The sequence below is a fragment of the Bacillus sp. ISO11 genome, assembly GCF_003458115.1.
GTDB lineage: Bacteria > Bacillota > Bacilli > Bacillales > Bacillaceae_G > Bacillus_A > Bacillus_A cereus.
This window is the reverse complement of the sequence record NZ_QXCO01000028.1, coordinates 37254-51753: the sequence shown is the minus strand read 5'-3', so window position 1 is coordinate 51753 and position 14500 is coordinate 37254. Positions and strand designations below refer to the sequence as shown.

Here is a 14500-nt window from a genome sequence, read left to right as displayed (position 1 = left end):
ATATTTATGTCACTGAGCTCAGAACAATGATGTGGAGGGTAAATATATGAAATCGAATTATGTACCAGTTTTAATTGTTGGAGGGGGATTATCTGGGTTAGCGTCTGCGTTATTTCTTGCAAAACATAATATTGAGTACTTACTTATTGAAAGGCATCCGTCTACTGCCATTCATCCGAAAGCAGGCGGTCTTACTTTACGTACAATGGAGTTATTTCGAGAATTAGGTTTGGAAAAAAGAATTAAATTGGCAGGTAAAGCATTAGAGAACTGCAGAGGAAGAATAGCGGTTCATACAATAGCTGAGGCGAATAAAGAAGAATTGGAACAAATGAGAGCGACGCAATACGGAAACGATGAAGAGTTACTTCAAAAAATAGAAAAGATTAGTCCATCAAAACAAACTGCGTGTTATCAAATTATTTTAGAAGAGATGATGTTACAAGAAGCGAAAACATTAGGCGAGCAACTATCTTTTTATCATGAATTAGTTTCATTTGAACAAAATGAAAACGGGGTAAAAGCAACGATTCGAAATCGTGAAACAGAAAAAGAAAGTGTCATACATTGTGACTATGTAATTGCAGCGGATGGAGCGAAAAGTAAAATACGTGAGCAGTTAGGGATTAAAACTGAGGGTCGTGGAACCATTGGTGGCTATTATATGAATATTTATTTTGAAGCTGATTTAAGTGAGTTTATACAAGGAGATGCATTCGGTTTTTCGATGGTACTTCATCCGGAGGTTCTTGGTGCACTTATCCCGGTTGATAACGTAAAAAAATGGATTTATCATGTAGCCTACGATCCATTAAAAGGAGAGGGGCTAGAGGACTTCACTATAGAACGTTGTAAACAAATTATTCAAATAGCAATTGGAAGTACAAATGTTGAATCAAAAATATTAAGTGTTTTACCGTGGGAAGCCGCTGAAAGTACAGCGGTGAAATTTCAAGGAAATCGAACCTTTTTAGTTGGCGATTCTGCACATATTATGCCGCCAACAGGAGGATTTGGTTCAAATACAGGAATACAAGATGCGCACAATCTAGCTTGGAAATTAGCGGCTGTTATAAAAGGGAAGGCAAAACCAAAATTGTTAGAAACATATCATGAGGAGAGACACTCTGTTGCAAAATTAACGACAGCTTATGCAAGTAGTTTACTGTTTCGTGCTGCGAATAGAGAGGAAGGCAGTTTGAATAATATGGATGGTTTAGTTGTTACAGTTGGATATCAGTATTGTTCAGAGGCGATTATAGATGATTCAGTCACTCCGCATAGAATGGATAGCATAGAGTTGAACGGAAGACCTGGAACGCGAGCGCCACATTTATGGGGAACGTATGAGGGGAAGAAAGTTTCTACATTAGACTTATTCGGTAACAGTTTTGTATTACTTACAGGAGTAGAAAATAGTTCTTGGGCTGAGGCAGCACATGCTGTTTCAGCTAAATTAGGAATACATCTAAAAGGGTATCGTGTTGGCTTAAGTGGAGACTTTATTGTTCCAGAAGATATTTTTAGCAAATTATATGGTATAGAGAATGGAGGTGCTGTATTAATTAGACCAGATGGCTTTATCGGATGGCGTTCGGAAAAAACGGTAGTAAATCCAGATATAGTATTGGAAGAGGTAATGAGAAATTTATTATGTGATTTTTAAGTAACTACAGAAATATTGTTTTATGTACTTCACTGTACTGAAAAAAATATTCACAAATTTCAATAGGTTTGATATGATTAAATTCGACAAGTTAATAGAGGCCGGAGATATTTGAGAAAAGCCATAAATTTATTTAGGGATACAGGAGTGTATTCTAAATAATTTATGGCTTTTTTTATTGAATGAACCGTACAAAATAGGGAGTTACATGTGAAAAGGAGGGCTATAGAAATTAAATAGGATAATACTAGTTTTCTATATTAATAATATAGAAAACATTTGTAAGATTGGAATTTTAATATAGGTTTATAAAAATAATGAAAGTGTGTCTTCTATTTCGTGTAAATCTCATTAGCTTGTTGAAATTTGCAACGTAGGAAGGATTAGAAGGATGAGAAAGATTATTAGCGTTTTAGTTATTTTCTTTATGACGGGAAGTATCTTTGTTGGGGGAGCTGTTCATGCGAAAGCAGAAGGGAAGCATGAATGGAATACGAATAAGCTTTTAAATATTGCACATCGCGGAGCAAGTGGACATGCACCTGAGCATACTTTTGCTTCTTATGATTTAGTTAAAAAAATGAAAGCGGATTATTTAGAGTTAGATATTCAATTAACAAAGGATGGCCAATTAATTGCAATGCATGATACAGCAGTTGATCGCACTACAAATGGAACAGGCGAAGTACGAGATAAAACGTTAAGCGAAATAAAGAGTTTAGATGCTGGATCATGGTTTAATAAAGCGTATCCAGAAAAGGCTAAGCAAGAGTATGTTGGGCAAAAGGTTCCAACTCTTGAAGAAATCTTCCAAAAGTATGGAAGAAGTATGAAGTATTATATTGAAACAAAATCACCAGATGTGTATCCAGGAATGGAAGAGAAATTGTTGACGTTGTTACAAAAATATAATTTAGTAGGCCAAAACATGTCTTCTAGCCGTGTTATGATTCAATCATTTAGTAAAGATAGTTTGAAAAAGATTCATAGTATGAATGAAAATATTCCGTTAGTTCAATTGCTTTGGTATTATCCAAATGAAAACAATGAAATTGTTGAATGGTCTGGTATTACACATGAACCGAAAAGTGTAACAAATGATGATTTTCAAGAAATTAAAAAGTATGCAGCTGGTATTGGACCAAACTTACGTAATGATAACGGAGAACTAATTATTGATGAGTCATATATGAAAATGGCTAGGAAAAATGGACTGTTAATTCACCCTTATACAATTAATGAGAAACCCGATATGAGACTGTTAATCAAATGGGGTGCTACAGGAATGTTTACAAATTATCCGGATCGATTACATAGTGTATTAAAGGAAAAATAAGTGGAAAAGGGTATACCAGTGTTTTAGGTATACCCTTTTTAATTTAACTCCCCGATAAACGTAATCTCTTTTTCATAGCATTCATCTGCATCATAAATAATTTCTTGAAAGTGAAGCGTTTTGAAGGAATGACAAACTGAAATTTCCCATGTCTCCCAAAAATCAATTTCATTTGAAAGAAGAATCCATTTTTGAAATTCACTATCTCTATTAAAGAAATTATGAAAGTAGTCCTCATTTTTAAATATAATGATTTGCGAATCCCATAAATTATTTATAGAAATCAAAACAACAACTCGATATGTATGGGTATCGCTCGGTTTTATATTTATTAAATGATTTGCTTGATTTAATAAGGTTTGAATACATAATCGTTTTACTTTTCTAGGCGTTTTACAAGAATCGATAAAAGCTTGAGAAACTGGTAAAGGCATATTCCAGTATTCATCGTTATAGAAAGTAGAAGGGAACATTTTTGTATGTTCCTCAATTCGCTTTATCATAGTGTTTGTTTTTCGTTTCATACCACGTATTTTCTTTTCACGCATTGTGAGTCATCTCCATAAATTTTTGTAATGCAGCAGAGTGATATATATCTTTTCTAGTAATAAAAGTAGTAGGAACTTTTTGGAAGCTATTTGGTAAAGGATTGAATGATATGTCATGTTTATGACCATTTAAAATAGACTTCATCATAATTGCTATGCCCATACCTGATTTTACACATGCGAGTATCGCTTCAATTGTTCCAAACTCAAATACTCGCTTAGGTGAAATTCCTTCTTCTTGAAGCCAATCTTCTAATAAATTTCTATAATAGCACCCGTGACTAAATGCAAGTAAATTCATGTCTCCTATGTCTTTAAAGGAAGATAAAGGCTTTTTGCTAATGAGAACTAATTCTTCTTCACGAAATATATTTGTATGAAGTTCGGCATGCTGAGTAGAGCCAGCTATAAACGCTCCGTCCAGTTTTCGTTCTAGTACAAGCCTAATTAATTGTTCCGTCGTATTTGATTCTAAAATTAATTCGACTTTTGGGTATTTCTCATAATAGGCCATTAATATAGATGGAAGTCTTACAGCGGTTGTAGATTCTGTACATCCAATTTTTAAAGTGCCTCTTGGTTCTATCCCATTACTTTGAACTGCTTTAACAGATTGATCCATTAAGTGGATAATTTGTTTGGCGTATGTTAATAAAATCTCACCGTTAGAAGTTAAAGTTACACCTTTTCCGTTTCGATAAAATAAAGGCACACCTAATTCGTTTTCTAGTTGTTTCATACGCATTGTTACGCCAGACTGTACATAGTTTAAATTTTTAGCTGCATGAGATATGTTTTTTTCTTTCGCAACTTCGTAAAATACAGTTAAATCTTTTATATCCAAGTATCATCCCTCCAGAAAAGGTATCATTTTTTTTGATGGATTACATGATAAATCTTTATTTTATATGATATCAGAACTTTCATACAATGGAAGGGGATGGAGGGATTATTGTGTTAATGGAAGAAAGGGTGAATAGTACTTATAAGTGGGTTATGTTAATTTTTGCGACGGTTGCTCAAACAACAGCGACACTTATAACGTATGGTGTTGGAGCGTTTGCTTTATTTTGGAAAGAAGAATATGCATTTACGAATACGGAGATTGGATTGTTAGTAAGTGTTGTAAATATAGGACCGCTATTTTGTATGCTTTTTGTCGGGCGGCTACTTGATCAATACAATGAAAAGTTGTTAATTTCGATAAGTTCATTTTTACTAGGAAGTTCGTTTTTACTGACTAATATGGTCAATGAATTTAATAGGTTACTCTTTGTACTTTTATTAGTAGGAACGTTTTATAGTGTTTCGCAGCCAGGAGGAAGTAAGGTGATAATGAAGTGGTTCTCAAAAGAAAATCGCGGGTTAGCGATGGGGATTAGACAAGCCGGTATACCGATTGGTGGTACATTAGCGGGAGTATTGATCCCGTTTCTTACAATAAAATATAATATGGCCTATGCGGTAAATAGCATTGCATGTATTTGTATAATTGGAGGGTTTTTATTTTTTATATTTTATAAGGAACCATATATTCAAGAGAAAGTTAAACAAGAACGTAGTAAACTTTCTTTTTGGATGCAGTTAAAAGAAGTGATGTGTAAAAAAGAGTTGTATGCAATTTATATAACTGGCATTTGTATGATTTCATTGCAAATGGTGTTAGTTGCACACTTTATAAAATTTTTAGTATTGGAACAATCAATCACGCCAATTTTAGCTGGAAAAGTATTTTCCGTTATGTTCTTTTCTGGAATGGTTGGTAGGGTTATGTTAGCAGCTACTAGTGATTTGTTTTATAAGGGAAATCGGCGTATCCCCTTATTTATAACTGTTTGTATTTCTATTTTCCTCATTCTAATATTAGTAATGAGCATACATACAATAACGAATGTATTGTATGGTGTAAGTGCATTGTTAGGGTTCTTTTCAATTGGATGGTTTAGTCTTTTTATAGCTGAAGTTGCGGAATCAGCAAGTGAAGAATCGGTAGGGATGACAGTGAGTTTTGCACTTACATTAAATCAAATTGCAATTATTGCTGCGCCTGCTTTATTTGGTTATATTGTAGATAAGAAGGGATATACGTATGCGTGGTTATGTATAGTTGTATTACTAACTATTTCATCGGTTAGCTTATATGGGAAGTATAGAAAATGAAGGAATGTTAGCAATGTAAATTTTTTATGAAGAAAGTCTAAAGAAATGTTGAATGAGCGACATTTCTTTTTTTATTTGTTGTATAATCAAAATGTAAATGAGATTCGTTTTCAATTTCGTTCATTGCCTCTTTTGAAATTACCTGTAATTTTAGCCATAATTAGCTGTTTTTCTTTATCGTTATTTGCATGATTTATTTTATTTAAAAATTTTTTAGCGTCATTTCCTTTTAATGTAATAATTTGTTTTCCGTAATATTCAATTAATAACATGTTATTTTTTGTTATCCGATAATGAAACATCTTATCATCTAAACGATTGCGTTTATCGGTGTTTTTCATAGTACATCTCCACTCTTTTTAGTATGTAACAAATGTTACAAAAGAATTTGAAATTATAGTGTAATGCATCCGATTGTATGTTGGAAATTTTGCAAGAAAGAAATACAATAGAGAGTAGTCAAAATTGAAAATGAGAAAAAGGAATCTAGTTTTAACAGAGTGAATATTAAATAATATTATAATATACTTGATAATTAAAAGATATAAAATAGAATGGATATACGTTAAGTGAAACTAGATAAAAGAGGGTTCCTAGTATGTTAAAGAAATGGTTAATCATTTTCTTTATTTTTGCTGTTTTTTGTGGAAGTGTTGTTACACTAATACATGCAAATAAAGGAAAAAAATATGATACAAAGGCATTTTCTAATGTAAATAGTAAGCAAAAAGATGTTAAGCAGGAAATTGATGCGAATGAGAAAAAGCGTTATGAAATTGCAGCTGGAAAACTAGATCAGTACTTAAAAGATAAAGGATTTAATGGGAGTGTTCTTGTAGCAAGTAAAGATCATGTCATTTTACGAAAAGGCTACGGTTATGCGAATGTGAAAGATCAAGTATTAACAACGCCAAGAACGAAATATCGCATTGGTTCTATTACGAAAACAGTTGTTGCAATATCTATTATGCAACTAAAAGAAAAAGGGAAGTTGAACATTGAAGACAATGTAAATAAATATATCCCATCGTTTCCAGCAGATAAAAATATTACGTTACGAAACTTGTTAACACATACGTCTGGATTACCAGAACAGGGACAAGGTAGTGTTGACGCAGCATCACGGTTAAAGTTAGTAACGTGGATTGGGGCACAAACGTTACAATTTCCAGCAGGGACAGGATGGAAATATACAGATTATAATTATATGGTGCTTGCATATATTGTAGAAAAAATATCAAATAAACCACTTGCTGAATATGTGAAAGAAAATATTTTGACTCCTGTTGGAATGAATGAATCTGGAATGGGCGCAACACTCCCAGAAGATATTTTCTTAGCAGAAGGGTATACGAAAAAAGATAATAAGTTAATAGCCACACCTCGCTTAAAAATGAACTGGCTGTATGGTTGTGGTGAAATGTATACGACTGTTGAAGATATGAAAAAGTTAGATGAAGCTATTATGGATGGTAAACTACTTTCTAAACAAAGTGTATCAGATATGTTTTCTGCATCACCTGCAAGAAAATATGGATTTAGTTTCTATATTTACCCAGATTATTATCATAACCACGGTGTATTAGCTGGCTGGAACACTTTTAATAATTTTAACTGGGATAAACGAACGTTTGTCATATTATTTTCTAACGTCCAAAATGGTATGAATGATGCATTTAATCAAGAATTTAGGAAAATGGCGAATGATTTAATAGAAGGAAAATAATTATAAAAAATCGGTATTGATATGGAATTATCAATACCGATTTTTTTATTTTGTAAAGTTTTACTTACTGAATAAAGTGAAACTTTAATCAGTGGAGAGGCTTTGTTCATCCACCACTGAGTAGAAGCCCTCATCAATCGGGCTTTTACGGGCAACAGGGCCCCACTTAAATTCTTTGCTTCCGCTGAATTTTGAGGTGGGGGTCTTACTGCCCATAAATAGCGGGATAAATAGGTAAGAAAGGCGATTGGCATTTGAATAAATCTAAATAGGTAGTTAAATGTTAAGTAATGCAAAGAACAATTGGTAATTTTTACATTGATAAAAAAGCTTGAGCTTCACACTATGTGAAGCTTTACATTATTGGAGACAAGAACAGGAGGTTGAAAAAATGAAAAAAGCAATAAAGTTTTGTTTAATAGCTACATTATCTACAACGATTATTAGTGGATGCTCTTTTGAGGGGAACAATGAAAATGTTAAAGGGAAAGAAGGGGAAAAAGTAGAGGTACAGAAAAATGCTGGGAAATATACGATGCCAGATGAAAAAGATAAACATGAAGGTACATGGCTGCAATGGCCACATGAATACACATATGGTGAAGAGTATAAGAAGGAAGTTGAACCTATTTGGGTTAAGATGGCAAGTGCTTTAACTGAGGGTGAGAAAGTCCACATTGTTGCATATGACCAGGAAGAAAAAGAAAGAATCAATAACCTTTTAACAGATGAAGGGTTAAATATGGAGAAGATTGATTTCTTTATCGCGCCTACTGATGATGTATGGGCAAGGGACAGTGGACCAATTTTTATTTATGACAGCAATAAAAATCTCAAAATATTAGATCCAGCATTTAATGGTTGGGGGAAGAAAACACCGTATAAAAATGATGCTCAAATACGTAAAAATGTTAGTAAACAATCAGGAATTGAAAGAGTTGATTGGGGAAAATTTGTCCTTGAAGGCGGCGCAATTGAATTAGACAGCAATGGGACTGCTTTATTAACTCGAAGTGCGGTGACGAATAAAAATAGAAATCCTGATTTATCAGAAAAGGAGATTGAAAAATATATAAGTGACCTTGGGGTATCAAACTTTATTTGGTTAGACGGAGTACCTAATTTAGATATTACGGACTTTCATATTGATGGATTTGCTAAATTCCATAATAAATCTACCATTGTAACGATGAAAGAAGATGACCTAGCCGAATGGGGTTTATCTAATAAAGATATGGATACATTGTTAGATGCAAAAAATGCTTCAGGACAGAAATATAAGTATGAATACTTGCCGCTTAGTAAAGAAAAGGTTGCTTTAGAAAATGGAAAAACTCTCGATTATAAGGGGTCATATATCAATTATTATATCGGAAATACAGTTGTATTAGTGCCTAATTATAATGATCCGAATGATAAAATCGCAAACGATACGATTCAGAAGTTATACCCAGGTCATAAAGTAGTCGGTATTGATGTGAGAGAGTTGTATAAAAACGGCGGTATGATTCATTGTGTGACACAACAACAACCTATTGCATTGAAGTAATTGATTGTAATTTCGTTGTTCTGCTATATAGACAAAATAGGTGGAATCTTATTACCTATTTTGTCGTTCCTTATTATTTATAATAATAAAATTTTAATATAATGATAAATTAATTATAGTGTATATTCGCTTTTCGTTTTATATGGTAAAGGAGAAAAATGTTTGTGTTAAAGAATTTTAAAATAGTGTTTTCGTATTTCCCTATCGTTTTACAGTACATTTTAAATGTAACTTTAATTTGCTTAGGGGTTATTCTAAGTGTGTTTCTTATGAAAGAAGTCATTCAGTTTATACAAGAACTGAAATTGGATGGTAATGAATCGAGTTATCATTTAATCATTTATTGTTGTTTTAAAATACGGTATTAAAAAAACTTGTCAAGAGTCAATATAAGGCTTAACGTCAGCCTTATATTTTTTTTATAAATATATAATATTTCTCCATGCTATAATCCATTCATAAAATGTACATGTTGCATGAGTTGTAACGAAAAAAGACATAAATTTAGGAATAGTTGGCTTTGTAAAATCAGTTATGTAACTACTATTAAAAAGCGAGATGAATAATATGGAACAAAAACATAATGGCATTATTTTTACTGCAATACCAGACGAATCAAATGAATATTATCAACCATTTTATGAAGACTTGATTTACTTTAATGAATGTTTAAATGAAAAGAAATCAATTGCGGATCAACTTATATCTTTATCTGTTGAAGAACAAGACTTTCATACGAGCTGTTTTGAGTATGATGATATTTGGCTAAGAGATGTTGCACCGGTTGTCACAAATCATCTAGTTAAATTTAAATATCGACCAAATTATTTGCCAGATGATCAAGGGCGATATTTAGATCAACAATTTAATAAATGGTTGAAAAAGAATGACTTTGAATATGTAAAATCCCCATTAATATTAGATGGTGGTAATCTTATTTGGAATAAAAAAGATACTGTAATATTAACAGAACGCATATTTGATGATAACGATGATTGGACAGAAGAGGAAATTATTGAGCAGTTAGAATGGGATTTAGATGTGAGCCGAGTTATTATTATTCCTGCTGAAGAAGGGGATGTACTAGCACACGCAGACGGAATGGTTAAATTTATTGATGAACATACAATGTTTATTAGTGATTTTTTAGGGGATCATGAATTTACATATAGTGTTCAAGAGATTATTAAAGAACAAATGCCAGAAGCTGAATTTATAGTTGTTCCTTCATCATATACAGAGAAAGGACAATATGATCAAGAGATAGCATCGGCAAAAGGGTTGTATATAAATATGTTAGAATCATGTGATGCTCTTTATGTTCCTAAGTTTGGACTAGCTAAAGATGAGGAAGTTTTACGATATATTCAACAGTATACGGAGAAACAAGTTATTCAAATTCATGTAGGAGAAATATCAACAATGGGGGGCGCGATGAATTGTTTAACGTGGTATTGTCCAAGTCATTTGTTACCTTCGAAAATGAGAAGATTGAAAAATCAGAATGGAAATTTTTCAATGAAGAAGATTTTTGATTGGTTTTAATAAATAAGTAATGAAAAGAAAATATATTCAAGGAGTATTGATATGTATACCATCGCTGAGTTTTCTCGGATTTGTAAAATGAGTACGCGGATGTTAAGACATTATGACAAAGAGGAGATATTAAAACCGGCATATGTGAATCCGGTTAATGGGTATAGGTATTATGAACAAGAGCAACTGGAAGTAGCGCTGAAAATAAAAAAGCTAAGGGAGTATAAATTTCCTCTTCCAAAAATTAAAATTGTTTTGCAGTCATCGGATCAAGATTCGTTTGTTCAACATATACAATCACAAATTATCGAGTTGTCTCAGGAAGTGAAACAAAATTTACAGGTTATTTCAGAAATGAATGAAATGGTAATGGTGAATAGTAGTCTAAATATTGCTCGCCATAGAAGTTACGATATATTAATGGGAATGAGGAACGAAGTAACGTTAATTACTCAAAGAGTAAAAATAGATATAGATGATATGGATGATTATTTTTATGACTTATATGAAGAGGTACAAAAAAATAACTTTCAAATAGTTGGTTCTCCATCTGCAGTCTTTTATGATGAAGAATATATTCCAAGTAACAGTGATATTGAGTTAAGAATTCCGGTTATGCAGGGGAATGATGAAGACGTAGCACAAGAGTATGAAATGAAACAACTAAGTCCACATCATATCGTTACTACTATGCATTATGGAAGTTACGACTATATAGGTTACGCTTATATAGCGTTAGAAGAATGGATTGAAAGAAATGGGTATGTAATAATTAATTCGCCATATGAGGTTTATATAAAGGGACCTGAATGTGATTGTTTAGCAGAAGAGTATGTGACACAAATTTGTTTTCTAGTTACGAAAATAGAATGAGAATAAGGATTGACATTAACATTATGTCAATCCTTATTCTATGTATGAAAGCAATTTATCATAATAAAAAGGAGAAGTAAAGAATCACCTTATAAAGTTGCTACAAGTAAATGAAGATATTCCTGTTGACCTTAACACGATGTCAAAGTATAGACTGTACGTACATTCATATAAGGGGTGAACACGTATGAGAAATATAGAGAATAGTTTGTTTTATATGCCTGCGGAATGGGAGAAACATGAAGGTACATGGCTCCAATGGCCACATGATAAAGCACATAGAGGTGAAGGCTTCAGAGCTAAGTTAGATGATATTTGGATATCGATGGCAAAGGAGCTTCACTATGGAGAAAATGTCCATATTGTTGTATGTGATGAAGAAGAGAAAATACATGTCCAATCGAAGTTAATTGAAGCTAATGTAAATATGGATAAAATTGATTTCTTAATTCAAGAAACTGATGATATTTGGATACGAGATAAGGGACCAATCTTTGTAACGGATAAGGAAGGGAATCGCTGCCTAACGCACTGGATATTTAATGGTTGGGGAAATAAATATCCGTACGAAAAAGACGCTAATATTCCGAATAAAATAAGTGAAATGTATCGTATTCCAAAAGTTGAATCTAGTGTCTGTCTAGAGGGTGGGGGAATTGAGATAAACGGAAACGGGACCTTAATGGCGGCGAAAACGTCTATTATAAATGAAAATCGAAATCCCACACTAAGTCAGAAAGAAATTGAAATGGAGTTAACGAAATATTTAGGAGTAACAAATTTTATATGGATAACTGGTATACGCGGAGAAGATAATTATGATGAAGATACGGATTATCATATTGATGGCGCGGCACGGTTTGTAAATGAAAATACGATACTGTATGAATATGATCTTTTCGATGAAGGAGAGCCATACCTTTTGGAGGCGTACGAAAAGCATTATCAAGAATTGCGGCAAGCGAAAAATATAGATGGAAAGCCATTTCAGCTCATTCCAGTACCAGTAACAAGAAAAGTGGTAAAAGAAGCAGATTGTAAAGGATCGTACTTAAATTTTTACATTGGTAATGAAGTTGTATTGGTACCTATATACGGTGATGAACATGATAAATTAGGGCTTCAAATCATTGAAGGTCAATTTCCAGGGAGAAGAATTGTCGGTATATATGTTAACGAATTGTATGCATACGGTGGTATGATTCATTGTGTGACGCAGCAGCATATAGAATAGAGTAATTCAAATAAAAAGCATGCAGAGTATATACTCTGCATGCTTTTTATAATGTTGAAAACTCCTCAACAAGTTGAGTGAATTGTTTTAATGCACTTTCAATCGGTTCTGGCGTTGTTAAATCGACGCCAGCTTTTTTCAATAAGTTTAATGGGTAGTCTGAACTTCCGCCTTTAAGGAATTCAATATAATTTTTCTGAGCATCCGGATCACGGCTTAATAGTTTATCAGCGATTTGAATGGCAGATGCGAATCCAGTTGCATATTTGTATACGTAAAACGGGCGATAGAAATGAGGGATTCTAGCCCATCCGTATTTTACTTCTTCATCAAATACAAGTGAATCACCGTTATATTCTTTAAATAGCTTTTCATAAATTTCACTGAAGACTTGTGCATGTAATGGTTTACCTTGTTCAGCCATTTCATGTGTGATTTTTTCAAATTCTGCAAACATAATTTGTGTAAAGAAAGTACCTTTAAATTTCTCAATAAAATGGTTAACTAAATGGTTACGCACGTTCGTATCTTTTGCTTCTTTTAATAAATAGTGAATTAATAACACTTCATTTACTGTAGAAGCGACTTCTGCGACAAAGATAGAATAATGTGCAGAAATTCTTGGTTGGTATCCATGTGAATAGTGCGTATGCATACCGTGACCGCATTCATGAGTAAGAGTGAACAGGCTGTTTAAATCATCGTGATGATTTAAAAGAATGAAAGGATGAACGCCGTATACACCAAAGTTATAAGCACCAGAACGTTTCCCTGGTGTTTCTCTTACGTCTATATATCTTTTATCTTTAAAACTTTTTAATGTCTCAATATATTCTTCTCCTAAAGGAGCTAGTGATGCAATCATAATGTCAAATGCTTCACTATATGGGATGTCTTGTTTTGCACCTTCTACTAAATCGACGCCTAAGTCGTATTGTCTTAGTTCATCTACGTTTAATTTTTCTTTTCGAATTTCATTGTATGTATGTAATGTTTGAATGTTTTTTTTCGTTGTATCAATTAGGTTTTCATATACTTCTTTCGGAACCATATCGCCAAATAATGATTTCTCTAGCGCTGATGGATAGTTTCTTAATTTCGAAACAGTAACATTATTTTTAATAGCAGCGGATAAAGTAGATGCGATGGAATTCTTTAACTGAACATATGGTTTGTAATATGCTTTATAAGCTTCTTTACGCTTTTCACGATTCGTATCTTCTATTAACTTTGCATACATTCCGCGTGTTAAGTTCACTTTTTCTCCATCGTCAGTCGTCACTTCACCAAATAATATATCTGCATTATTTAACATACCAAATGTGTGCTGTGGAGAAGAAAGAGCTTCACCCATTTGTGATAAAATTTCTTCTTGGTCCTTATTTAATACGTGTTTTTTATAACGGTATAATTCAAATAAGTCTTCTTTATAATATTGTAAGCCTTCTGTTTCTTCTATGTAAGAATGTAATGTGTTTTCGTCTATGCTAAGTAAGAAGGGGGAAAAGAAAGATTTCGCTGCACTTACTTTCACGTGTAATTGTGATACTTTATCGACAAGAGATTGCGCGTCAGTATCGCGTGTATCAAGGTCAGATTGTAATCGTGCATAAGCGAACATTAAAGATATTATGCTAGAAACTTCTTCACTCTTCGTTAAATAAGCTAATAAACTATTGCCATCGTGAATATTTCCATTAAACTCGTGTAATTCCTTCGTTAATACTTCAATTTTATGAAAATCACTTTCCCAATCTTCAATTGTATGGTAAATGTCTGTTAAATCCCATTTTTCTATATCAGCTACTTGTAATCGATCTTTAAGTTCTGTCATAATCATTTCCTTTCTAAACATGTAGTTATATTTCTATA

12 protein-coding genes are annotated in these 14500 nt (G+C 32.8%); 8 read left to right on the top strand and 4 right to left on the bottom strand.

Annotation, left to right across the window (positions count from 1 at the left end):
- Positions 1 to 46: 46 nt before the first annotated feature.
- The gene (locus D1166_RS23865) at positions 47 to 1666 is read left to right on the top strand and encodes an FAD-dependent oxidoreductase (RefSeq protein ID WP_097856312.1); all 1620 of its coding nucleotides are present in this window, start codon (positions 47 to 49) and stop codon (positions 1664 to 1666) included.
- A gap of 391 nt (positions 1667 to 2057) precedes the next feature.
- The gene (locus D1166_RS23860) at positions 2058 to 3002 is read left to right on the top strand and encodes a glycerophosphodiester phosphodiesterase (RefSeq protein WP_001226364.1); all 945 of its coding nucleotides are present in this window, start codon (positions 2058 to 2060) and stop codon (positions 3000 to 3002) included.
- Positions 3003 to 3040: 38 nt separating this feature from the next.
- Here the strand turns inward: D1166_RS23860 and D1166_RS23855 are convergent, their stop codons facing one another.
- Positions 3041 to 3550, bottom strand: a complete 510-nt coding sequence (locus tag D1166_RS23855) for a DUF3916 domain-containing protein (RefSeq protein WP_001208331.1) — start codon at positions 3548 to 3550, stop codon at positions 3041 to 3043.
- Positions 3543 to 4394, bottom strand: a complete 852-nt coding sequence (locus D1166_RS23850) for a LysR family transcriptional regulator (RefSeq protein WP_000351684.1) — start codon at positions 4392 to 4394, stop codon at positions 3543 to 3545. Before D1166_RS23850 ends, D1166_RS23855 begins: the two co-directional genes overlap by 8 nt.
- Before the next feature lie 86 nt (positions 4395 to 4480).
- Between D1166_RS23850 and D1166_RS23845 the strand changes: the two genes are divergently transcribed.
- Positions 4481 to 5710, top strand: coding sequence for an MFS transporter (locus tag D1166_RS23845; protein ID WP_118043442.1), 1230 nt, complete (start codon positions 4481 to 4483; stop codon positions 5708 to 5710).
- Between the two features lie 110 nt (positions 5711 to 5820).
- Here D1166_RS23845 and D1166_RS23840 read toward each other — a convergent pair whose 3' ends face one another.
- Positions 5821 to 6051, bottom strand: coding sequence for a hypothetical protein (locus tag D1166_RS23840; RefSeq protein ID WP_000798789.1), 231 nt, complete (start codon positions 6049 to 6051; stop codon positions 5821 to 5823).
- A 257-nt stretch (positions 6052 to 6308) separates the two neighbouring features.
- On the opposite strand from D1166_RS23840, the gene D1166_RS23835 reads away from it, so the two are divergent.
- The 5 genes from D1166_RS23835 to D1166_RS23810 all read left to right on the top strand — a co-directional run bounded on the left by D1166_RS23835 (position 6309) and on the right by D1166_RS23810 (position 12628).
- Positions 6309 to 7436: a serine hydrolase domain-containing protein gene (locus D1166_RS23835; RefSeq protein WP_000915173.1), complete on the top strand. Its 1128-nt coding sequence runs from the start codon at positions 6309 to 6311 to the stop codon at positions 7434 to 7436.
- A 391-nt stretch (positions 7437 to 7827) separates the two neighbouring features.
- On the top strand, positions 7828 to 8985 hold the full coding sequence (locus D1166_RS23830; RefSeq protein ID WP_000709177.1) for an agmatine deiminase family protein: 1158 nt from the start codon (positions 7828 to 7830) through the stop codon (positions 8983 to 8985).
- A 567-nt stretch (positions 8986 to 9552) separates the two neighbouring features.
- Positions 9553 to 10530, top strand: a complete 978-nt coding sequence (locus D1166_RS23820; protein WP_000435521.1) for an agmatine deiminase family protein — start codon at positions 9553 to 9555, stop codon at positions 10528 to 10530.
- 42 nt (positions 10531 to 10572) lie between these two features.
- On the top strand, positions 10573 to 11394 hold the full coding sequence (locus tag D1166_RS23815) for a MerR family transcriptional regulator (protein WP_000287984.1): 822 nt from the start codon (positions 10573 to 10575) through the stop codon (positions 11392 to 11394).
- Between the two features lie 187 nt (positions 11395 to 11581).
- The gene (locus D1166_RS23810; protein ID WP_001244181.1) at positions 11582 to 12628 is read left to right on the top strand and encodes an agmatine deiminase family protein; all 1047 of its coding nucleotides are present in this window, start codon (positions 11582 to 11584) and stop codon (positions 12626 to 12628) included.
- A gap of 46 nt (positions 12629 to 12674) precedes the next feature.
- Here D1166_RS23810 and pepF read toward each other — a convergent pair whose 3' ends face one another.
- Positions 12675 to 14462 (bottom strand): oligoendopeptidase F, encoded by a 1788-nt coding sequence (gene pepF, locus D1166_RS23805; protein WP_000137545.1) that lies wholly within the window; start codon positions 14460 to 14462, stop codon positions 12675 to 12677.
- Between the last annotated feature and the right edge of the window lie 38 nt (positions 14463 to 14500).

Excerpts from the sequence above, each read along its gene's own strand:
- D1166_RS23865 (WP_097856312.1), top strand. The coding sequence starts at position 47 with ATGAAATCGAATTATGTACCAGTTTTAATTGTTGGAGGGGGATTATCT.
- D1166_RS23860 (WP_001226364.1), top strand. The coding sequence starts at position 2,058 with ATGAGAAAGATTATTAGCGTTTTAGTTATTTTCTTTATGACGGGAAGT.
- D1166_RS23855 (WP_001208331.1), bottom strand. The coding sequence starts at position 3,550 with ATGCGTGAAAAGAAAATACGTGGTATGAAACGAAAAACAAACACTATG.
- D1166_RS23845 (WP_118043442.1), top strand. The coding sequence starts at position 4,481 with ATGGAAGGGGATGGAGGGATTATTGTGTTAATGGAAGAAAGGGTGAAT.
- D1166_RS23840 (WP_000798789.1), bottom strand. The coding sequence starts at position 6,051 with ATGAAAAACACCGATAAACGCAATCGTTTAGATGATAAGATGTTTCAT.
- D1166_RS23835 (WP_000915173.1), top strand. The coding sequence starts at position 6,309 with ATGTTAAAGAAATGGTTAATCATTTTCTTTATTTTTGCTGTTTTTTGT.
- D1166_RS23830 (WP_000709177.1), top strand. The coding sequence starts at position 7,828 with ATGAAAAAAGCAATAAAGTTTTGTTTAATAGCTACATTATCTACAACG.
- D1166_RS23820 (WP_000435521.1), top strand. The coding sequence starts at position 9,553 with ATGGAACAAAAACATAATGGCATTATTTTTACTGCAATACCAGACGAA.
- D1166_RS23815 (WP_000287984.1), top strand. The coding sequence starts at position 10,573 with ATGTATACCATCGCTGAGTTTTCTCGGATTTGTAAAATGAGTACGCGG.
- D1166_RS23810 (WP_001244181.1), top strand. The coding sequence starts at position 11,582 with ATGAGAAATATAGAGAATAGTTTGTTTTATATGCCTGCGGAATGGGAG.
- pepF (WP_000137545.1), bottom strand. The coding sequence starts at position 14,462 with ATGACAGAACTTAAAGATCGATTACAAGTAGCTGATATAGAAAAATGG.